Genomic DNA, 20,821 nt, shown 5'->3' with positions numbered 1-20,821 from the left:
GAGGCCCGAAGGTACCCCGTCCATGTCCAGCAGCAGACACGCACACCCCTCTTCACTTTCCCTGGCGGTACGCACCGCCCTCCTCTCCCTGGCGGTGGCCGTGGCGACGCCGGTGACGGCCGCGCCGGCAGCCAGCGAAGTACGCAGCTACAGTATTTCCCCCGGTCCACTGGGCCGCGCCCTGGCCTCGTTCGCCGCCGAGACCGGCGTGCACCTGTCCTTCGACCCGACGCTGACCGACGGCCTGCAGAGCCCCGGGCTCAAGGGTGACTATTCAACCCGCGGCGCCCTCGAGCGCCTGCTGCAAGGCAGCGGCCTGGAACTGGAGCAGCGCGGTGACGGCACCTTTACCCTGATTCGTTCACCCAGTCCCGATGCGTTGCAAATGCAGCCCTCTCTGATCACCGGGCAGGCTTCCGGCCCTGAAGACCTGCCTGCCGAGTATGCCGGTGGCCAGGTGGCGCGTGGCGGACGCCTCGGCCTGCTGGGCAACACCGACCTGATGGACGCGCCTTTCAGCATCACCAGCTATACCGAGCAGACCATCAATGACCAGCAGGCCCGGAGCGTCGCCGACGTACTGGCCAACGAACCTTCAGCGCAGATCGGCAGTGCGCGCACCAACCTCAACGAGGACTTCTCCCTGCGCGGCTTCCCGGTGGTCAGCGCCGACGTCGCGCTCAACGGCATGTACGGCCTGGCGCCGTTCTTCCGGGTACCGGTGGAGATGGCCGAGCGCGTGGAGGTGGTCAAGGGTCCGAGCACCATGCTCAACGGCATGCCGCCCAGCGGCAACGTCGGAGGCGCAGTGAACCTGGTAACCAAGCGCGCCGGTGCCGAACCGCTGAACCGGGTGACCCTGGAGTATCTGTCCGACTCGGTGTTCGGCACCCACCTGGATGTCGGCCGTCGCTTCGGCGAGGGCAAGGAATTCGGTGTGCGCTTCAATGGCGTGTACCGCAACGGCGACACCACGGTGGACAAGCAGGAACTGGAAGACAGCCTGGGTTCCCTCGGCCTGGACTACACCGGCGAGCGCCTGCGTCTGTCCGCCGACTACATCACCCAACGCGAGGACCTCACCAACGTCGTCCGCCAGTTCAGCGTTGGCCCCGGTGTCACCAAGATTCCCCATGCACCGGACAACGACCTGAACTATCCCGGCTACGGCGACTCGGAGATGACCGACCGCACCCTGGTGTTCCGTGGTGAATACGACATCGCCGACTGGCTGACCGGCTACGCCGGCTATGGTGATCGCCGCAGCGAGATGGACGCCCTGGCCGGCAACCCGGTGCTGATGGGCAACCAGGGCGATTTCGTCTCCAGCCCGGCCTGGCAGGTCTACGACGTCGGCTCGCACTCCGCCGAGGCCGGCCTGCGCAGCACTTTCGACACCGGTCCGGTGCAGCACAAGCTGAATTTCGGCGCGACCCGCGTGGTGCAGAACTCGGACATCTTCTTCCTCTACACCGCCTTCCCGTCGCGCGCATCGAACCTCTACAACCCGGTCTACTCCGGCACGCCGAGCACGGACGATTATCCGAAGAACGTGCAGAAGTACACCGCCGCTACCCTCACCAGCTACGCGCTAGCCGACACTCTGTCGATCCTCGACGGCCGCGTCGAGCTGACTCTCGGCGCACGCAAGCAGCGGGTGGAATCGCAGAACTACGAAATGAACGTCGGCACCCCGGTAGGTGAAGGCTACGACGAGGAGAAGACCACGCCCATGGGTGGCATCGTGGTCAAGCCGTGGGAAAACATCTCGCTCTACGCCAATTACATCGAAGGCCTGAGCCCCGGTGAAACCGCGCCCATTGGCACCGTCAACGCCGGTGAAATGCTCACGCCCTACGTTTCCAAGCAGAAGGAAGTCGGCGTCAAGGGCGAGTGGGACGGTTTCGGCGCTACCCTGGCTGCGTTCGAGATCAAGCGCCCGAGCAGCGTCAACGACAACGGCCGCTTCACTCGTGGCGGCGAACAACGCAACCGCGGCCTGGAGCTGAGCCTGTTCGGCGAGGTAGCCAAGGGCGCGCGCCTGCTCGGCGGTGCTTCCTACACCCAGGCCAAGCTGACCAAGACCCAGGACGGCCAGTACGACGGCAACAACGGTATCGGCGTACCGCGCCGCCAGCTCAATCTGGGCGGTGAGTACGACATCACCCAGGTGCCGGGCCTGACTGTCACGGCCCGGACGATCTACACCAGCGAGCAGTACGTGGACCAGGCCAACGCCCTGAGCATTCCCGACTGGTGGCGCCTGGACCTGGGCGCGCGCTATCGCTTCGAGACCCTCGGCAAACCGGTGGTGCTACGCGCCAACCTGGATAACGTGTTCGACAAGGACTACTGGGGCACTTCCACCGCCGGGTACCTGTACCTGGGCGAGGGCCGCACGCTGCAGTTGTCCGCGAGCGTGGATTTCTAAATGGATGTTTAAAGAAGAAAGAGCCTGACGATGACCGCCAAAGCCCTCCGCACCTGGTACCTGGTGCACAAGTGGACCAGCCTGATCTCCACGGTATTCCTGCTGATGCTCTGCCTCACAGGCCTGCCGCTGATCTTCCACGAAGAGATCGAGCACACCTTCGAGCCGCACCCGGAGCTCAAGCCGCTCACCGAGCAGTCGCCGAAGATCGACTACGACGATGTGGTCGCCCGCGCGCTGGCGGCACGGCCGGGTGAAGTGGTGCGCTTCGTGTATTGGGAGCAGGACGATCCGCTGGGCGGCGTCATCACCGCGCCAACCCTGGTGCCGCCGCCGGAAGATGGCCACGTGCAGCCTTTCGACGCGCGCACCGGGGAGTTCTTCGAGGCCCTGCCGCCGCCGGGCGGCTTCATGTACATCATGCTCAAGCTGCACACCGACCTGTTCATGGGGCTGCCCGGTTACCTGTTCCTCGGTTTCATGGGCCTGCTGCTGGTGGCTTCGCTGGTCTCCGGCGTGGTGGTCTACACGCCGTTCATGCGCAAGCTCGACTTCGCCACCGTGCGCTCGCAGCGCAGCTCGCGCCTGAAGTGGCTAGACCTACACAACGTGCTGGGCATCGTCACCCTCGCCTGGGTGCTGGTGGTGGGCGTCACCGGTGTGATCAACACCCTGGCGCTGCCGATCCTCATGCTCTGGCAAGGCGGCCAACTGGCGGAGATGACCGCACCGTACAAGGACGCACCGCCGCTGGAGCAGCTCGGCTCGCTGCACAAGGCTATCGACACCGCACGCAAGGCCGCGCCGGACATGGAGGTCAGTTTCGTAGGCTTCCCCGGCACACAGTTCAGCAGCAAGCATCACTACGCCGTGTTCATGCGCGGTAATACGCCGCTGACCGAACGCCTGCTCAAACCCGCCCTGGTGGATGCCGAAACCGGCGAACTGACCGACATGCGCGAGATGCCGCTGTACGTGAAGACCCTGCTGCTGTCCCAGCCGCTGCACTTTGGCGACTACGGCGGCATGCCGCTGAAGATCGTCTGGGCGCTGCTGGATATCGTCAGCATCGTGATCCTCGCCAGCGGCCTGTACCTATGGCTCGGACGCCGCCGCACGCCCATCGAGAAACGCCTGGCGGAACTGGATTCCGGCGGCCTGAGCACGGAGATTAAGGCATGAGACGCGGACTCTGGATGATCTTCCGCTGGCCCGGCGCGCTGGCCGTGCTGAGCACCTTCGGGCTGCTCTCGGCGCTGTTGGGCGACGGGGTTTTCGACGTGTTGTCGTGGATTTCCCTTGGTGTTCCGCTGCTCCTGATCGTCATTGTATGGATGAGAATGCCCCGCCGTCCCAAGGAGCCAACCCCGAAATGACCGCCATGCCGCCCCAGGCCCCCACCCTCAACCTGCGCCCGCTGATGTTCGAAACCTTCGTCTGCACGGTAGCGGTGATGTCCTTCGTCGCGCTGATCGGCCCGGTGGCGCGCACCCTGGGCCTGGCGCCCTGGCAGGCGGGCATGACGGTCACCATGGGCGGTATCGCCTGGATGCTCATGGCGCGCGTCTGGGGCATTGCCAGCGACCGTCTCGGCCGCCGTCGCGTGCTGCTCAGCGGCCTGGCTGGCTTCGCGGTGACCTATGCCCTGCTCTGCGCCTTCATGGCCCTGGCGCTGAATACCTCGATGTCTCCGCTGCCGGCCTTCATCGGAATTGTTGCGCTGCGCGGACTGGCGGGAGGCTTCTACGCCGCCGTGCCGGCCTGCTCGGCGGCATTGGTGGCCGACCACGTGAACGCGGACAAGCGTGCTTCGGCCATGGCTGGGCTCGGTGCCGCCAGCGCCGTGGGCATGGTGGTCGGCCCGAGCTTCGCCGGCCTGCTGGCCATGCTCGGCCTGGCCTTGCCGCTGCTGCTCACCTGCCTGTTACCGCTACTGGCGCTGGGCGTGTTGTGGAAATGGCTACCGCACCACGAGCGCACCCACGAGCGTAAAGGCCCCGCCCTGGCAATCAGTGACAAGCGCCTGCGCCGCTCGTTGACCCTGGGCTTCATCGCCATGGTCTGCGTGACCGTGGCGCAGATGACCGTTGGCTTCTTCGCCCTCGACCGCCTGCAGCTCCCCCCGGCAGACGCCGCCCGTGTAGCTGGCATCGCGCTTACATCCGTGGGCGTGGCGCTGATCTGTGCGCAGATGCTGGTACGCAAGCTGAACTGGGCGCCGCTGCGCCTGATCGGCGTGGGCGGCAGCATTTCCGCGCTGGGCTTCGCCACAGTGTGCTTCGCCGTGGCACCGTGGATGCTCTACGCCTCCTGCTTCGTTGCCGCCGCCGGCATGGGCTGGGTCTTCCCTGCCGTCTCGGCGCTCAACGCCAACGCCGTGGAAGCAGACGAGCAAGGCGCTGCTGCGGGCAGCCTGGTGGCCGTGCATGGGCTGGGCATGATCAGCGGCCCATTGCTGGGCACCCTGCTGCACCAGGTCGATAGCCGTGCGCCTTATGTGCTGGTCGCCGCCTTGCTGCTGTTCGGCATCGCCTGGACCGTACTGCCGCGCAAAGGCGCCGCTGCATGACGCTTGCCGACGGCCTGCTGCTCGCCCTGCTCGTCGTCGCCTTGCTTGGCTGGTGGCTGCGTCGTCGGCCCCTGGCAAATGCCGCCGCCCTGCTCGCGCTGCTCGTGGCGCTGTATGGCATGTGGGACGATCGCTGGCAGGCTGCCGTCGGCGCAGTCGTCGCCGTACTCCTGGTGCTGGCCCTGTTGCTGCGGCGCAGGCACCCGGCACGAGTGCCAGTCTGGTCGGGGATGTTCTTCACTCTGCTGACAAGCCTGGCTGTCGCCGCACTGTATTTCTTCCCGGTCTCGCCGCTACCCAAGCCCGGTGGCCCCTACCCGGTCGGCATGCGCGACTTCGAGCTGGTCGATGCCAGCCGCACCGGTCTCCTTGGCGCGCCAACCGGCAAGGCCCGGCGCCTGCTGGTGCGCATCTGGTATCCGGCCAGGCCGGCGGTGGACGCGCAACCGCGCCACTACTTCAGCGATGCCGAAAGCCGCAGCACCGCGCGCGGTTTCGGTGAGCTGTTCCATTTCCCGCCGCTGCTCACGCACCTTCGTCACTTGCGTACCAATTCCTACGAAAACGCGCCGCTGCGGGCCGACCTCGGTCGCCTGCCCGTGGTGCTCTACAGCCACGGCTACGGCTCTTTCGCCGGCATGAACGGGCGGATCATGGAGGAACTGGCCAGCAACGGATATGCGGTCTACTCCGTACAGCACACGGGGGATGCCTCGCCCACGCTGTTCCCAAACGGCGAAGTGGCCCCCACTGATCCGGCGCTCTACGTCCACCTTCGCGATGCCTTCGAGCACGGCTTCTCGCCACTTCTGCTGCAAGGTTACGGCGAGGACGATCTGGCCCGCCGCCTCGACGGCCAATTGCGTTTCGCGACCGAACTCAAGCCGCCAGCGGACCGCGCCATCCATCTCAGCGCGCCGGTCTGGCTGGCGGACCGCCTGTTTGTCCATGACCGTCTTCAAACCGGCGAAGTCCCCCCGAGTGTCGCCGAAGTGGTGGCCGCCAGTGACTTCGATCACGTGGGAGAGATGGGGATGTCCTTCGGCGGTTCGACTACTGGTGCGGTCTGCATGGTCGATCAGCGCTGCGCAGCGGCAGTGAACCTGGACGGCGGCGACTTCGACTTCACGCCCTTCGACCGGGACCTGCCGGTACCCATGCTGATGCTGCATTCGGACCTGTCGCTGTTCTACCGCATGCTCGGCGTCACGCCGCCGACCCAGCCGCGCAGCTTCAACGACTTCGCCTACGAAAGCCTGGCGCACGCCGGCCAGAATCCACGCATCCACCGTCTGGTCATGCGCGACACCCTGCATGCCGGCCTCACCGACAATGCGCTATACCTGCGCCGCCCACTGCGCGACAAGCTGATCGGCGGCGCCCCCACCGACGTGCTGATCGAAGCACCGGCCACGCTGGTGCTGGGCTTCTTCGACCACTACCTGCGCGGCCGCGACAATGGTTTTCCGCAGGCGCAGATGGCGCACTGGTCCGACTGGGTGACGCCTTACAGCAACCGTGCAGTGAGCCAGTGGTGGAACGCTCTGCCGGAAACCGAGCGCGCCCAGTGGGAACAACGCATCCGAGCCATGCACATGCAGCGTCAGGCGTTGGGGCGGTAACTCGGCGAATCAATCTGTTGGAGCGAGCCTGCTCGCGAACCCAGCATCAGCCTGAATCGGCCCGCTCGACTTTTTCGCGAGCAAGCTCGCTCCTACAAATGCAGCCGGTCAGGCATGCCAGCAACGGTACCAGCCCTCCTGCTCGGTCACCTTCAGCGGCGCCTGGTACAGCGCAGATAGGTGCTCGCTGGTGAGGACCTCGGCCTTCGGCCCGTCGGCGACCACCTTGCCCTCGGCAATCAGCACCACGCGTTCGATCTCCGGGATGATCTCGTCGAGATGATGGGTGGTGATGATCATCGCGTGCTCCGGGCCGCAGAAGCGCCGCAGCAGGGTCAGCATCTGCAGGCTGGCGCCCATGTCCAGACCGTTGGCCGGCTCGTCGAGAATCAATGCGCGGGGCTCGTGGATCAGTGCGCGCGCTAGCAGCAGGCGGCGCTTCTGGCCGGTGGAGAGGCGCTGGAACATGCGCTCAGCGAAACCGTCCATCTCCACGATGGCCAGCATCTCGCGCGCTTTGGCGACCTGCTCCGGCGTGGGCTGCAGGTGGCCGTGGCTGCCGATGGCGCCGAAGAAACCGGAGATCACCACCTCCAGCGCCTGGGTGAAGGGCGTGTAGTCTTCCTGCAGGTCCTGGGAGACGAAGCCGATACGGCTGCGCAGGTCCCAGATAGTGACGTTCTCCAGGCCAAACAGGCTCAGCGAACTGCCCTCGCGATCCACCGGGTAGAGCTCGCGGCTGATCAGCTTGAGCAGCGTACTCTTGCCAGCGCCATTGGGGCCGAGGATGGCGACCTTCTCGCCTTCGCCGATATGCAGGGAGAAGCCGTCCAGCACGCGGGTCTGCTGCTGGTAGGCGGTGACATTGTTGAAGTCGATCATGGGGCGTTTCATGTCCGGGCTTGGGGCAGCCGCTGACAGTAGGCGCGTTAGCCTTCGTACTCAAGCCTTCATCGAATCGCAACTACGCTTTCCGCATTTCCCGCCAGCGAGTGAAACGCGATGAGTGAGCAGGAACCTCCCAGCCTCGATGACGACATCTGCATCCACATCTTCTCCGTCTCCGCCACCATGGTCGGCGTGTGCCTGACGGTGATTGGCATCATCCGGGTCATCCTCACCCTGCGCCGGGAAGACCTGATCATCGACGACCTGGTGGCAGTCAACATGATGTTCTACCTGGTCTCGGCGTTAACTTCCTACTGGAGCTTGCGTACTCACCGCACCCTACGTGGTCAGCGGATGATGCGGGTAGCTGACACCGTATTCCTGATCGCCTTGGCTTTTACGGCTGTTAACGCCGGGTTCATCACCTGGGCGATGACCTCCACACCCAACACATGATCCATTGGACCGCATCCAAGTCCATGAGGTGCACCTTCACGCGAGCAAATGGTCCTGACAGGAGAGAGCCGCATTTCGCTGACAAAGAGCATTAGCAGGGTTTCGACGCCCAAGACCTGGTCGGCGCACTGAACCTGATGCAGGTCTATTTCGACAGCAACTCTGATCGCATCACCGCCGACAGCCTCGACATCCTCCAGCGTGCAGCCGAAGCCATCAAGGCCGCTCCGCAAGGCACCCATATCGAAGTCGGCGGCCACAGCGACAGTCTCGGCACTGACCAGGGCAACCTCGCCATGAGCCAGAAGCGCGCCGCGGCCGTCGTCGCCCAACTGGTGAAACTGGGAGTGCCGGCCGGCGTCCTGAGCGCCAAGGGTTACGGCCAGACCCGGTCGGTGGCGGATAACGCGACCGAGGAAGGGCGTGCGAAGAACCGTCGTATAGAGTTCACCGTCCTGACCGAATAAGACTGCCAGCCGGTTCGATCGGCCCCTGCCATGTGCAGGGTCTGATTGGCCGGCTCCCGCCCCCCTCCACTCATCCGAAACACTCAGCTCCAATCGTCCGGCGTAAACAGCGCGTTACACCCTTCAACTGGGCTCGCCACACGGCTCCTGACGGGCGAGCTGCAATAAAGTGCTTGCCTGGCTATTTAAGTGAAGCCGCGTTATGCCGGAATGATCATTGACAGTTCGAGGGGGCTTCAGTGAGATGGCCTTTCGTTCAGGCAAATGGCATTGCTGGCCGACTGTGTGTGCGTTGTGTCCTGCAATGCCGCGATGACGAAACTTTGGCGATCCCGACTCGCTTACGAAAGTTTTCTCGTTTCATCGACACAGGAGATGCCGGCGATGTTGAACCAGGCACCCCGCGATACCCAGGACGTTGAATTCGACGAGCAATTCTTCCTCGCCTTCGAGATCCAGGTCCTGCAAAAGGCCCTGCCGGCCTTCGAAGAGGCTTCGCGCTTCGCCCGCGACCGAGGCCTGCGCTGCAGTGTGGAATTGATCACCAACGCAGACGGCCATCCCGAACTCAGCCTCAGCGCCACCCAGCGTGACGACCTGCCGGACAGCTGTTATCGCCTGATTGCCGACCCGGCGTCCCAGGGCATAGTCCACGAGGAGTTCACCGCGGTGAGCCGCCGCACGCGCCGCCAGGGGGCACGCCTGGCGACGTTGACCTCGCGCTCGCTGGAGCTGCAACTGGAGGCTTTCTTCATGCACGCCTTTGGCATGCGGCTGGACTACAACGTCCTGCGCCTAGACTACTCTTACGAGCATGCTTCTGGGCTCTAGGCCCTTTCCGACGCTGCCGGTCGTCGGTTCGGCCGGTGGCGGAACAAGCGTTCCGTCGGACAGTTCCTGCAAAGGATGATTTATGGCAACGATGAACGCGTCGAAGTCGCTATTATTCGCGCCCTGTGCGCCACCTCGTGCGTGTTTCCTCGTTGTCGCTTCGCCATGAATGAATTCCTCGTGCATTTTCAGGACGGTCACTGCCTGGGCAAGACCGTGCTGCGCTCGTTTTCCCGTCAGATGACCCTCTCCGAGGCGCGCGTGCGCCTGCAGGCCTGCTACCCGCTGCGCGTTCCGCACCTGTTGAACATCCTGCACCTGACGCCGATGCTGCCCGGCCGCTGATCCGGCCCAACCCGTACAGTTTTCCTGCGCCACTGTGCCTGCAACCGGGCATCGACCGTGGCTAGAGTCGTTCGTCCCGACTTCGAGCCGACCTCCAGGAGCACGCCATGGCCGACCTGCAGATTCGCCCCGCCCACGCCGAAGACGTGCCGGGCATGCTGGAACTGATCTTCGAGCACGGCCCCAACGACTGGAACTTCCTGCCCGAAGGACCGGTACGCGAGCACTTCCAGGGCATCGCCGAGGGAGCAATATGGGCGTTGGTCGCAGTGGATGGCAACGAGCTGCGCGGCCTGGTGACTTTTCATGAAAGCGATGCCTTCGGCCGCTTCCAGCAGAATGGACGGCCACGCCATGCCTATATCGCCGAGGCTACGGTGCACCGTGGCGAAGCCGGACGTGGCCTGGGTACCCGCCTGCTGCGCGCCGCCATCGCCGATCTGGTCGCCCGTGACCTGCCCGACATCTACATTGAGCGACACGAAGAGAACCCCGGTTCCGCCGGCATGATGCGCAAGGCCGGTTTCCAGGAGCTGGAAACCTTCGCCGACCCGCAGCGCCGACCCAATGGGTCACGGCGCACGACGATCTGCTACCTGGACGCGCGAGCCACCGCCGGCTGAGCCTCGCCCAGCCCCGCGAGGGCTTGCCGCGCCGCCTCACCGGCCTGTTCCAGCACCCGGCACTTCCAGCCGTCCTCGTCTACATAGAAGGCATCACGCAACTGGCGATGAATGCGCAGGGCCTTCTCCGCCGGCACGCCGGGATTGTTGGCCAGCCACTGGTCCGCGCGCAGCGCCTTGAGCACCTTGAGCCCCGGCAGCGTGCCGTACTCCAGGGCGATGGCGGTCAACTCGGCCTGCGGGCACTCGCTGGCAGCGCTGAGGATCATCTGCCCCTGCAACTGCACCGACACCGATCCCCCTTCGTGCGCCGAGGTCACCTCCGCGCCCCACCAGCGGCGGGTTCGCGCCAGGGTCTGCGGATCGTTACCGCCCACATAGATGCGCTCGGCATGGCCCTTGGGGCCCAAACCGGTGTGCAAGTCGATCCAGCCCAGGCGAGCGCACTCGCGAGCGTGCTGGCGTAGTACCTTGCGCACGGCCTGGTTGCTCCAGGTCGGCTGGGCGCCGATATAGAACAGGCCCTTGGGGTGGCTGTCCTGGCCGCTGGAGATGGCCGCCTGCAATTGCTTGCGTCCGTGGCGCATGGCGTAACGCAGCAGGCGCAGGTGGCTGGCGAAGGATGGCCAGCGCCGCGGAATCAGAATCGGATCGAGCGCGCCATAAGCCTGGTTGCGCGGGCGCGGTTGGGAGAAGTCGATGAAATTGCGGTTGAGGTCGACGTTCTCGTGGGTCCAGCGCCGCCACCAGGAGAAACCATGCGGGTTGGCCGCGTGCAGGTAGAGCACCGCGCAATCAGCCTTGGCACACAGCTCCAGCCAGTCGGGATCGTTGAGCAGTGCGACCTGCACTGCCGAGCCACAGAAGCCTTCCACCCCATGGCAGCCGCTGCTGATGATCAGCAGGTTGCGCGCATCGCGCGGGCCGCTGCGCGCCACATCCAGGGCAAGGGGCTCACCATCGCGGCCCGTCAACGGATGACGGTGGGATTCGACAACCAGGCCGGCAGACAGGCAGGCGGCCAGGAATTTGCCACGCGCTTCGGCGTAGCTCTGGGAAAAGCAGGCAGACGGCTTCATCACCACTCCGGATGATTGGATTCGAGTCAGGAAAACGGGCCCGACGCGCGGGCCCTTTGAAGAAGATCAGGCGTGGCCGACAGCACCGGGCAGCGGCGCTTCGTTATGCTCGCCCTGCAGGGACTGGCGGGTACGCTCGGGGGCGATGATCCGGCAGCCGAGGATGGCGCAGACCACGGTAAGCACGCCGAACAGGCCGAGTGCGGTCTCGAATCCGTGGGCGATGTCGCCGCCGCGCAACTCGACCAGTTGGCCGACAATCCAGGGCGCAAGCATGCCGGCGCTGGTCATGCCGCCGATATGGATCGCCAGCATCGAGCCGCGTTGCGCGCTCGGGGCGATGTAGGCGACCAGGGTATTGCAGAAGGTTGGCAGGACGTTCACCAGGATCGCACCCAGGGCATAAAGCACCAGGATCGCCAGACGATCGCCGTGCAGCAGCGTCAGCGCGCAGAAGGCAACGCCAGCGACCGCCGCGAAGAGCATCGGCGGCAGCACCATGGCGCGCTGCACCGAGGCACCGCGCTTCATCGCCCGTTGCGACAAGGTCGAAAGCAGCAGGTTGGCGAGGATTACCCCGACCGTCACCACCATCACGGTGTAGCCCGACTGCATGGGCGTCATGTCCTGGCCCTTCTGCAGGTAGACCGGCACCCAGCTGTACACCAGCGCGGTGGGCAGGTAGCTGAGGAAGCCCATCAGGGTGATCCAGATGAAGCTGCGGTTGAGCAGCAGGCGGCTGTACGGCAGGCGCAGCGACGAGCCTGGCCCCTCCTCCTCGGTTTGCTGTCCTTCACGGCCGAAGATGAGCCAGACGACCAGCCAGAGCAGCCCGAGCAGCGCCAGCAGGAAGTACGCGGTGCGCCAGCCGAAGTGCTGGATCGCCAGCGGCAGGCTCAGCGCGCCGAGCACGGCACCCAGCATGATCGATACCTGGATCAGCGCCGAGGGCAGCACCCGCTCCTTCGGACCGAACCACTTGAAGCAGGCATGCTGGGTCACCGCCGTGCCCGGTCCGGTGCCGGCTCCCAGCAACAGGCGCCCGGCGACCAGTGCGGCGAAGCCGCTGGACAGCGCTACCAGCAGTTGCGAGGCCATCCATACCACCGACATGCCGGCGAGAATCCAGCGTGTCGGGAAGCGGTTGGCGAGGAAGCCCACCAGCACACCCGAGATCGAATAGAGAAAGAAGAACGCGCTGCCGATAAAGCCGAACTCCGTCGGCGAGAGCTTCAGCTCGTCGATGATCTGCGCGCCAGCGAAGGCGAAGATGGTCTTGTCCAGCACGCTGATGACCATCACCAGCATCAGGAGCAGGAGAACTGCATTGCGACGATTCATGCCAGGGCTCCGTTGCCGGGAGTAGTACTCAGAGAAGTTTCCACCAACCTCACCCAGAGGGCCGCGCCGAAGGGAATGGCGCCGTCGTTAAAGTCGTAGCCGGGATTGTGGACCATGCAGCCGCTGGGGCCGCTGTTGCCGTTACCGAGGGCGATGTAGCAGCCGGGGCGGCGCTCCAGCATCCAGGCGAAATCCTCGCTGCCGAGGAAGCCCGAAGGGATCTCGGACAGCAGGCGCTGCGGGCCGACCAGCTCGGTCAGCACCTGGCGTGCGAGCCGGGTTTCTTCCGGCGTGTTGACCAGCACCGGCACCAGTTCCTCGTATTCGTACTGCAGCTCCATGCCGTGCACGGCGGCGACGCCACGGGTGATTTCGCCGATGCGCCGCTTGAGCAGCTCGCGCACCTCAGGCTTGGTAGCACGCACGCTCAGACGCAGGTCGGCGTGGTCAGGAATGACGTTGGCCGCCTCCCCCGCCTTGAGCATGCCCACGGTCACCACCCCCACTTCGGTAGACGGCACGTTGCGCGCGACGATGCTTTGCAGCGCCAGCACCAGTTCGGCGGCAGCAACTATCGGGTCACGGGCCAGGTGTGGCATGGCGCCATGGCCGCCGACACCGGTCAGGCGGATAGACACGCGGTCGGAAGATGCCGTCAGGGCGCCTTCGCGAGTCAGGAAGCAGCCCACCGGCAGGCCCGGCGCGTTGTGCAGCGCGTAAACCGCATCGCAGGGGAAGCGCTCGAACAGGCCATCGTCCATCATCGCCACGGCGCCGCCCAGGGTTTCCTCGGCAGGCTGGAAGATCAGGTTGAGGGTGCCGTCGAAGTTGCGCTGCTCGGAGAGGTCGCGGGCGGCACAGAGCAGGATGGCAGTGTGGCCGTCATGCCCGCAGGCATGCATGCGACCCGCGTGCTGGCTGGCATAGGGAACGCCGCTGGCTTCCTCGATGGGCAGCGCATCCATGTCGGCGCGGATGCCGATGCTGCGGGCGCTGTTGCCCTGTCGCAGCACGCCGACCACGCCAGTGCCACCGACGCCCTCATGGACTTCATAGCCCCATTCGCGCAGATAGCCGGCGACGATGGAGCTGGTGCGCGCCTCTTCGAAGCCCAGTTCGGGATGCTGGTGAAAGTCCCGGCGAATCCGGGCGAAGGCTCCCTGGGAAGCCAGTAACCTTTCTAGGGTGGGGTGCTGACTCATGCCGCATCCTGCTCATTGTTCTGATGTGGCCGGCAGGATGCCCCACGCGCGAAGCACTGAATAATGACCTTCGCGCATGCTTATCAAAGGTGGTTATCGACGCCGCTCATTCTGTCTTGCGCAGGTGCGGGCCCTTGAAGGCGTAGACCAGCTCGTCCACCAGGGTCTGCGCCTCGCGGGTCATCAACTCCGGCGGGCGGCAGACCAGGGAGATATCGGTGCCGGGTACCGTCTCGGCGATATCCAGCGCATCGAGGGTGCCCGAGACGATGGGCAGGTCGAACACCCGCCGCGACCAGAAGCTCACCGCATCGGTATTGGCCGCCAATTCCGCGTAAAGCACCACCGAGGCACACTCGATGACGCGCTCGGGATGACGAACCTGGTACTGCTCGAACATCTGCCCGGCGAGGGAGACGTCGAGCGAGTCGGGCACCAGCCATTCTTCGTCGAGCAGCTCGTGCAACGAACGCGCATTGCGCAGCGGATGACCCTTGCGCACCGCCAGCGTGGTGGGTTGGGCATACAGTTCCTGCCAATGGAAACCGTCGACGTTGCGCGAAGACGGTTGCGAGGTCAGCACCAGGTCCAGCTGGCCTTCGCGCAGGCCTTCGAGCAGCTTGGCGGGGCGCAGTTCGCTGATCTGCAGTTGCACCTTGGGGTAGCGCTTGCGGTAACGCAGCAGGCAACTGGCGAATTGCTGGCTGGGCGTCACCGGTGACACGCCGATGGCTACCCGACCGTCCATGGCGCCCTTGAGCGTTTCGATCTCATCCCGCGCACGGCGCACTTCTTCCACCACCAGCCGCGCGCGGCGTACCAGGCGCTCACCGTATTCGGTGGCGGTGATGCCACGGTTGGATCGCACCAGCAGCGGCACGCCCAGCTCGGCCTCCAGCTCCTTGATGCTCTTGGACAGGGCAGGCTGTGAGATGTGCAGCAGGCGCGAAGCTTCCTGGATGCTGCCGCTCTCGCAGATGGCGACGATGGCGCGGAGTTGATGCAACTTCATGGTTTGGACGACGGCTCGGGATCGGTAACAGGTCCGAACATAAAGCAAAAACGAGGCCGGCGTGAGTAACGGTTGGTAAACGGGCGCAGACCGGCGAGTCGCGCAGCGGGCCTTTCGTAGGATGGCGTGGAGCGCAGCGATACCCATCGATCTCTTGCGATGACAGCATGGGTATCGCTGCGCTCCACCCATCCTACAGTCGAGGTTTCCTGGCAGTTCGTAGGGCGCATAACGCGCCAGCGTTATCCGCCATTCAGGATCGAATGAAAAAAAGCGGCCCGAAGGCCGCTGAATGAACACAAGGAGCGCCGGTGAGCGCCAGTACAGCCCGCCGTCAGCGGATGCCCGTGGCGCGCAAGGCGTTGGGGGTGAAGTCGTTGCTGCTCGACTGCACGGCGAAGTCGTAACTGCTCTTCTCCTCGTTGCGCAGGCCGGACACCGTGTAGCGGCCGGACAGCACGTCGTAGTGGGTTTCCGCCGTCAGCCAGGTGAACTGCTGGTCGTAGAACGGCCGCGCATGGCCCTCCGACACACGCCAGAGACTGCCGCGACCGTCGTAGGCGTCGGCCTCGGCGATCTGCCAGCTGTCCTCGTCGATGTACAGATCACGCTTGCTGTAGATGTGGCGCTGGCCCGGCTTCAGGGTCGCCACCACATGCCACACGCGGTGCAGTTCGTAGCGGGTGTGGTCAGGATTCAGGTGGCCGGGCTTGACGATGTCGTCGTACTTCAGCGTCGGCGAGTCGAGCGCGAAGCTGTTGTAGGGGATGTACAGCTCCTTCTTGCCCACCAGTTTCCAGTCGTAGCGATCCGGTGCGCCGTTGAACATGTCGAAGTCGTCGTAGGTGCGCATGCCTTCCGCGCCGGGGCTGTCGTAGCCCACTTGCGGGGCGCGGCGCACGCGGCGCTGGCCGGCGTTGTACATCCACGCCATGCGCGGTTCCTTGACCTGGTCGATGGTCTCCAGCACCAGCATCACGCTGCCCGCGCGGCGCGGCGGAGAAAGAATCTCCTGGCGGAAGTAGTAGAGGATGTTGTTCATCTTCGCCGGGTCGTAGTCCTTGAGCCCGAACGGGAAGGCGAACTGCTCCTTCATGTAGCTGATGGTGTAGGCGCCGTTGGTCTGCGGGTTCATCTGCGCCGTGGTGCGCAGCATGGCGTTGCTACGGTAGCGGGTGACGTGGTTCCAGATGACTTCCAGACCGCTCTGCGGAATCGGGAACGGCACGGTCATGGTGAAGTTGTTCAGTCCGTTGCCGCCCTCGGCCAGCGAGGTGGCGGTAGCGTTCTTCTTCGCCGCGTCGATCACTGTCTGCGGATAGCTGGCGCTGCGGTGGCTCGGGTAGACCGGGATGCGGTAGCTGTCGGGGAAGCGCTGGAACATTGCCAGCTGGCCCGGCGTGAGCTTGTCCTGGTACTGGCTGGCGTTCTGCGCGGTGATGGTGAACAGCGGTTTGTCGGCCGCATACGGATCGGCGAGGAAACCACCGGCATCGACCTTGCCGGCGTTGGGCGCCAGGCCACCGGTCCAGGCCGGGATACTGCCGTCGGCGTTGCCTGCCTTCTCAGCGCCAATCGGGGTGAGTTCATTGCCCAGGCGCGCGGCCTGGTCGGCTCCGACCGCGGCCATGACCTGCCCGGCGAGCAGGCTCAGCGTCAGGCAGCCCGCCTGCAACCATTGCTTGTTGTTCATGCTTGTACCTCTGGGACGGATAGGCATCAGAAGCTGACGCCCAGGCTGACGGCGAGGAAGTCGCGGTCGGTGTTGACGTTGTAATCGCCGCCGAAGTAGTCGGTGTAACTGATGCTGGCGGTGTAGCGGCTCAGGTACTCGGCATCGACGCCGACGCTCACCGACTTGTCGCCTTCGTTGAAGGTCGGGCCGTAGCCTTCCACGTCGTGGGAGAACGCCAGGTTCGGACGCAGCGAGATGCCGCCGATCAGGTCGTTGTATTCAAGGCCGGCGCGCAGGCGGTAACCCCAGGAGTTCTGGGTGTAGAAGCCCTTGTCGTTGCACTGGCCGGGGTTGGCAGTGTTGACCACCTTTTCGCACAGCGCGTTGCCCGACAGGCCCAGCAGGGACGAGGAACCGGCGCTGGCCAGTTCGCCGTTGCCGTACACGCTGCTGCGGCCGAAGCGCAGGTCCGAACCATCGGTGGAGCCCAGGTCGCCGATATGACCGAAGCCGATCTCGCCGACCAGGGTCAGGCGTTCGGCAGCGATCACCGGAATCTGGTCGAAGGTGTTGGTGAAGGTCATCTGCGCCTGGGTATAGGGCATGCGCTTGTAGCCCTGGATCAGCGAGCCGTAGCTCGAATCCGCCCAGCCGCTGGCGAAGATCGGCAGGCCGGCATTGACCAGGGCATTGGTGGAGGCCGAACCGAGGGTGGCGGCGCCGGAAACGTCGCTGGAGTTGATGCCCAGCGGCATGTTCGGGCGGTAGCTGATCTCGCCCTGCACCGCCGTGCTGCCCCAGGTGGTGTTGAAGCCCAGGCCGTAGAGGCGGATGTCCTCGGGGTAGTCCAGATACCAGCTGGCGGTGCTGCGCCCGCCCTGCCCGATCAGGCCACCCACCGGGTCGGCCAGCGCGCCCTTGCCCACCACCCAATTACTGGTGGGGGTGCGGCTGTGGTAGTTCATCGCGTAAGCAGAGAACTCGGTGTCGTTGACCATCCAGCGCAGCGCCACGCCGAACTGGCCGCCGTCACGGGCGTCGTGGTCCTTGGTGCGCGGCACGTAACCGTAGCCACCCTTGATGCCGGTGCCGTCGATGTCGCGGTCGAAGTCGCTGCCGTTCACCGCCATGTTGATATCGCAGCCCTTGGCCGCCACGTCACTGCCGAAGAAGGTGCCGCAGTTGTCCGGCACGGTCTTATCCCACTCCAGCTGGTAGAAGGCCTCCATGGACAGGGTGTCGGTGAGCCCCTGGTTGAAATACAGCATGCTCACCGGGATCAGCGCTTCCTTCACCTCGGAACCGGGGCGGCGCAGCGCGGCGACGTCTGCCGGGTTGATCGAGTTGATACCGTTCTGGATGAACGTGCTCTCGCCCCAGCTCACCACCTGGCGACCCAGGCGCACGGTGCCCGGCAGGTCGTGGATGTTGTAGTTGTGGTAGAGGAAGGCGTCGAGCAGCTCGGCGCCGGAGGACTGGGCGGCGGTATCGCGGCCGCTGTCATCGATGTCGTAGAGCGGGCGGTGCTCGTCCTTCAGTTCGAAGTCGTACCAGTACTTGCCACGCAGGAACAGGCCGCTGTCGCCGTACTTCAATTCCAGATCGTGCAGACCCTTGAAGATCTTGGAGAAGGTCTCGCCCTTCTTGAAGTTCAGGCGACCGTCATCGGAAGTCTGGCTCGAAGCCGTGCCGCCGTTGCGGGAACCGATGAACTTCTTGTCCGGACTGTCCATCGCCCAGCTCGCGCCGATGGACAGCGTCGAGTCGAAGCGCCCCTCGATTTCCCCCACGTTGAAGCTCACTGCCTGAGCCGAAGATGCCCCGCCAAGGGCCATGCTGGTCGCCAGCGCCAGCGCGTGCGGCTTGAAGCCTGCGGCGCCGGTTATTGTTCTTTTCATGCTGCTCTCCGCCTGGATCGTGCTGGTCACGGCAAGCCGTGCCACCCCTGCTCCGCGGCTCTTGGGCCGGGAGGCGGTCGCATGGTAAGAGCGCTGTCACAACGCTGACTTCTGAAAAAAAGTGATGCCCATAGCCAGAATGGAAGCACCGCCTGGGTACTCCCCGTGGGCGATAACCGACGGCTATTGCGATACCCAGGATTCAGCCGACCGCCGCCGCACATTGCCCTAAAGTCCGCCGCCATCAGCGACTCCCCAACGATGAGGTGGACCATGAAGATTGCGTTGACCGGCGACAGCATCCTGCAACGCCGCCTGAACAGCCGCGACGACGAAACCCTGCGCCCGCTGTTCGACCTGCTGCGCGGCGCCGACGTCAGCTTCACCAACCTGGAAGTGCTGCCCAACGATTTCCAGGGCGACGCCGTGCTGGAAAGCGGCGGCTCACACTTCGGCGCGCCATCCTGGATTCTCGATGAGCTGGTGGAGGGTGGCTTCGACCTGTTCTCCACGGCCAACAACCACAGCCTGGACTACGGTATTGCCGGCCTGCACGCCGCCCACGCTCAGCTGGAAAAGCGCGAGCTGCTGTTCGCCGGCACCGGCCGCAACCTCGAGGAAGCCCGTCGCCCGGCATACTGCACCAAGCCCGCCGGCACCGTCTCGCTGCTGGCCTGCACCTCCACTTTCGGCAAGGGTCAGGAGGCCAGCGAGCAGACCCGCGACATGCCGGGCCGCCCCGGCCTGAACCCGCTGCGCTACGACACCGTGCACCAGCTTGATGGCGCACAGATGGAGGCCATGCGCGGCATCATCGCCAGCCTCGGTCTGGACCGTCTCTACCAGGGCGCAGTGGACCTGGGCTTCGCCCATCCGATCCCCGACCCGTCGCTGGCAGTGTTCGGTCCCTTTACCCCGCTGCTGTTCCGCCAGGGCGAGAGCGCCCGCCTGCGCACCCTGCCGCGCAAGAAGGACATGGACGAGATTCTGCGCTGGGTCGAGGAGGCACGGACGATGTCGGATATCGTCGTGCTGAGCATCCACGCCCACGAACTGGGCCATGACGCCACCGGCGACTGGAACCTGGAAGCGGCCGCCGAGTTCATCCAGCCGGTGGCGCGGCGCATGATCGACGCCGGCGTCGACATCGTGGTCGGCCATGGCCCACACCTGCTGCGCGGCATGGAGATCTACAACGGCAAGCCGATCTTCTACAGCCTGGGCAACTTCATCGGCCAGAACGAACTGGTGGAGCGCCTGCCGGCGGACAGCTACGAGCAGTTCCGCGTGGACCGCAACCAGACGCCGTCGAAGGTATTCCTGCAACGCACGCAGAACGACACCCGCAGCTTCCCCTCCGACTCGCGCTTCTGGGAAAGCCTGGTGCCGGTGTGCCAGTTCGACGGCCGCCGCCTCACCGGTGTCGAACTGCACCCGGTAAGCCTGGGCCTGGGCGAGGCGGTGCACCGCCGTGGCCGTCCGCGCCTGGCCGAAGGCGACCACGCACAAGCGATCCTGCAGCGCTTCGCCGCGCTGTCGGAGCCCTACGGTACTCGACTGTCGATTGACGGTTCGATTGCGCGCGTCTGCCTTTGATAAGGCGCCTTGGCGCGGGTGACCGCGCAGCGCGGGGCGGTCACAAGCCGCCTCGCGCCCTCCACTTCCTGTAACCATGACAGCCGCCCGCATCCTTATCGTCGAGGACGACCTGCGCCTCGCCGCACTCACCCGCGAGTTTCTCGAACACCACGGTCTCACTGCCAGCGTGGAAGCCGACGGCGCACGTGCGGCCGCTCGGGTCATGGATGAACGTCCGGACCTGGTGATCCTCGATCGCATGCTGCCCGGCGAAGACGGCCTGTCCATTTGCCGGCGCATCCGCCCAGGCTACGCCGGAGCCATCCTGATGCTCAGCGCCCGCTCCGAAGACACCGAACAGATCGACGGCCTGGAAAACGGCGCGGACGATTACGTCTGCAAGCCGGTTCGCCCCAACCTGCTGTTAGCCCGCGTGCGCACATTATTGCGCCGCCGCGAAGCACAGGAAATCGCGCCCGAGTGCCTTCAAATCGCCGGGCTGCGGCTCGACTCACGGCAGCGCGAAGTCCACCGCGATGGCCAACGCATCGATCTCACCGGTGCCGAGTTCGACCTGCTCTGGCACCTCGCCAGCCGCGCCGGCCAGACGTTGAGCCGCGACGAGCTGTTCCTTGCCCTGCGTGGCATTCCCTACGACGGGCTGGACCGCTCAGTGGACGTGCGCATCGCCCACCTGCGCGCCAAGCTGGGAGAAACGCATTCACACCCGCTGATCCTGACGGTGCGCGGCAAGGGTTATCGGTTCGTTGGTTGAAACGCTCTCGTAGGGCGCATAACGCGTCA

At 65.1% G+C, this 20,821-nt stretch carries 19 protein-coding genes; 12 read left to right on the top strand and 7 right to left on the bottom strand.

Annotated elements, in window-relative coordinates; genetic code table 11:
• Positions 1-22: 22 nt before the first annotated feature.
• The 5 genes from FAS41_RS22960 to FAS41_RS22940 are packed head-to-tail and all read left to right on the top strand — an operon-like array spanning position 23 to position 6,622.
• Complete coding sequence (locus FAS41_RS22960) at positions 23-2,431, top strand: TonB-dependent receptor (protein ID WP_246084924.1); 2,409 nt, start codon at positions 23-25, stop codon at positions 2,429-2,431.
• Positions 2,432-2,461: 30 nt separating this feature from the next.
• The gene (locus FAS41_RS22955; RefSeq protein WP_138525708.1) at positions 2,462-3,613 is read left to right on the top strand and encodes a PepSY-associated TM helix domain-containing protein; all 1,152 of its coding nucleotides are present in this window, start codon (positions 2,462-2,464) and stop codon (positions 3,611-3,613) included.
• Complete coding sequence (locus FAS41_RS22950; protein ID WP_138525707.1) at positions 3,610-3,807, top strand: hypothetical protein; 198 nt, start codon at positions 3,610-3,612, stop codon at positions 3,805-3,807. The genes FAS41_RS22955 and FAS41_RS22950 overlap by 4 nt, the downstream gene beginning before the upstream one ends.
• A complete protein-coding gene (locus FAS41_RS22945) occupies positions 3,804-5,000 on the top strand; it encodes an MFS transporter (protein ID WP_138525706.1) in 1,197 nt (398 codons plus the stop codon). The genes FAS41_RS22950 and FAS41_RS22945 overlap by 4 nt, the downstream gene beginning before the upstream one ends.
• Entirely contained in the window at positions 4,997-6,622 is a 1,626-nt protein-coding gene (locus FAS41_RS22940; protein WP_138525705.1) for an alpha/beta hydrolase family protein, read from the top strand. The genes FAS41_RS22945 and FAS41_RS22940 overlap by 4 nt, the downstream gene beginning before the upstream one ends.
• Positions 6,623-6,730: 108 nt before the next feature.
• On the opposite strand, the gene FAS41_RS22935 is transcribed toward FAS41_RS22940, so the two are convergent.
• Positions 6,731-7,504, bottom strand: coding sequence for an ABC transporter ATP-binding protein (locus FAS41_RS22935; protein WP_138525704.1), 774 nt, complete (start codon positions 7,502-7,504; stop codon positions 6,731-6,733).
• Between the two features lie 120 nt (positions 7,505-7,624).
• Between FAS41_RS22935 and FAS41_RS22930 the strand changes: the two genes are divergently transcribed.
• The 5 genes from FAS41_RS22930 to FAS41_RS22910 all read left to right on the top strand — a co-directional run bounded on the left by FAS41_RS22930 (position 7,625) and on the right by FAS41_RS22910 (position 10,232).
• Complete coding sequence (locus FAS41_RS22930) at positions 7,625-7,966, top strand: hypothetical protein (protein WP_138525703.1); 342 nt, start codon at positions 7,625-7,627, stop codon at positions 7,964-7,966.
• A 137-nt stretch (positions 7,967-8,103) separates the two neighbouring features.
• On the top strand, positions 8,104-8,433 hold the full coding sequence (locus tag FAS41_RS22925) for an OmpA family protein (protein WP_138525702.1): 330 nt from the start codon (positions 8,104-8,106) through the stop codon (positions 8,431-8,433).
• Positions 8,434-8,817: 384 nt separating this feature from the next.
• Positions 8,818-9,264 carry a hypothetical protein gene (locus FAS41_RS22920; protein WP_138525701.1) on the top strand — a complete coding sequence of 149 codons (447 nt, stop codon included), beginning with the start codon at positions 8,818-8,820 and terminating at the stop codon, positions 9,262-9,264.
• Between the two features lie 165 nt (positions 9,265-9,429).
• On the top strand, positions 9,430-9,609 hold the full coding sequence (locus FAS41_RS22915) for a hypothetical protein (protein WP_024762799.1): 180 nt from the start codon (positions 9,430-9,432) through the stop codon (positions 9,607-9,609).
• Positions 9,610-9,716: 107 nt separating this feature from the next.
• Complete coding sequence (locus FAS41_RS22910) at positions 9,717-10,232, top strand: GNAT family N-acetyltransferase (protein ID WP_138525700.1); 516 nt, start codon at positions 9,717-9,719, stop codon at positions 10,230-10,232.
• Here FAS41_RS22910 and FAS41_RS22905 read toward each other — a convergent pair.
• The 6 genes from FAS41_RS22905 to FAS41_RS22880 all read right to left on the bottom strand — a co-directional run bounded on the left by FAS41_RS22905 (position 10,202) and on the right by FAS41_RS22880 (position 18,439).
• Positions 10,202-11,311: a M14 family metallopeptidase gene (locus FAS41_RS22905; RefSeq protein ID WP_138525699.1), complete on the bottom strand. Its 1,110-nt coding sequence runs from the start codon at positions 11,309-11,311 to the stop codon at positions 10,202-10,204. The two genes, FAS41_RS22910 and FAS41_RS22905, sit on opposite strands and share 31 nt — an antisense overlap.
• A gap of 66 nt (positions 11,312-11,377) precedes the next feature.
• Positions 11,378-12,652 carry an MFS transporter gene (locus tag FAS41_RS22900; RefSeq protein ID WP_138525698.1) on the bottom strand — a complete coding sequence of 425 codons (1,275 nt, stop codon included), beginning with the start codon at positions 12,650-12,652 and terminating at the stop codon, positions 11,378-11,380.
• Entirely contained in the window at positions 12,649-13,854 is a 1,206-nt protein-coding gene (locus FAS41_RS22895; RefSeq protein WP_138525697.1) for a M20 aminoacylase family protein, read from the bottom strand. The genes FAS41_RS22900 and FAS41_RS22895 overlap by 4 nt, the downstream gene beginning before the upstream one ends.
• Before the next feature lie 106 nt (positions 13,855-13,960).
• Positions 13,961-14,866: a LysR family transcriptional regulator gene (locus tag FAS41_RS22890; RefSeq protein ID WP_138525696.1), complete on the bottom strand. Its 906-nt coding sequence runs from the start codon at positions 14,864-14,866 to the stop codon at positions 13,961-13,963.
• Positions 14,867-15,200: 334 nt separating this feature from the next.
• Positions 15,201-16,559 (bottom strand): DUF1329 domain-containing protein, encoded by a 1,359-nt coding sequence (locus FAS41_RS22885; protein ID WP_138525695.1) that lies wholly within the window; start codon positions 16,557-16,559, stop codon positions 15,201-15,203.
• Positions 16,560-16,585: 26 nt separating this feature from the next.
• Positions 16,586-18,439: a DUF1302 domain-containing protein gene (locus FAS41_RS22880; protein ID WP_138525694.1), complete on the bottom strand. Its 1,854-nt coding sequence runs from the start codon at positions 18,437-18,439 to the stop codon at positions 16,586-16,588.
• A gap of 273 nt (positions 18,440-18,712) precedes the next feature.
• On the opposite strand from FAS41_RS22880, the gene FAS41_RS22875 reads away from it, so the two are divergent.
• Together FAS41_RS22875 and FAS41_RS22870 are read left to right on the top strand one after the other, a co-directional pair.
• Positions 18,713-20,035, top strand: a complete 1,323-nt coding sequence (locus FAS41_RS22875) for a CapA family protein (protein WP_138525693.1) — start codon at positions 18,713-18,715, stop codon at positions 20,033-20,035.
• A 76-nt stretch (positions 20,036-20,111) separates the two neighbouring features.
• Complete coding sequence (locus FAS41_RS22870; protein WP_138525692.1) at positions 20,112-20,792, top strand: response regulator; 681 nt, start codon at positions 20,112-20,114, stop codon at positions 20,790-20,792.
• Positions 20,793-20,821 lie beyond the last annotated feature (29 nt).

The sequence above is a fragment of the Pseudomonas nicosulfuronedens genome (assembly GCF_005877905.1).
In the GTDB taxonomy this organism is placed as follows: domain Bacteria; phylum Pseudomonadota; class Gammaproteobacteria; order Pseudomonadales; family Pseudomonadaceae; genus Pseudomonas; species Pseudomonas nicosulfuronedens.
The sequence above is the reverse complement of the archived record's forward strand: the minus strand, read 5'-3'. Positions and strand labels throughout refer to the sequence as shown.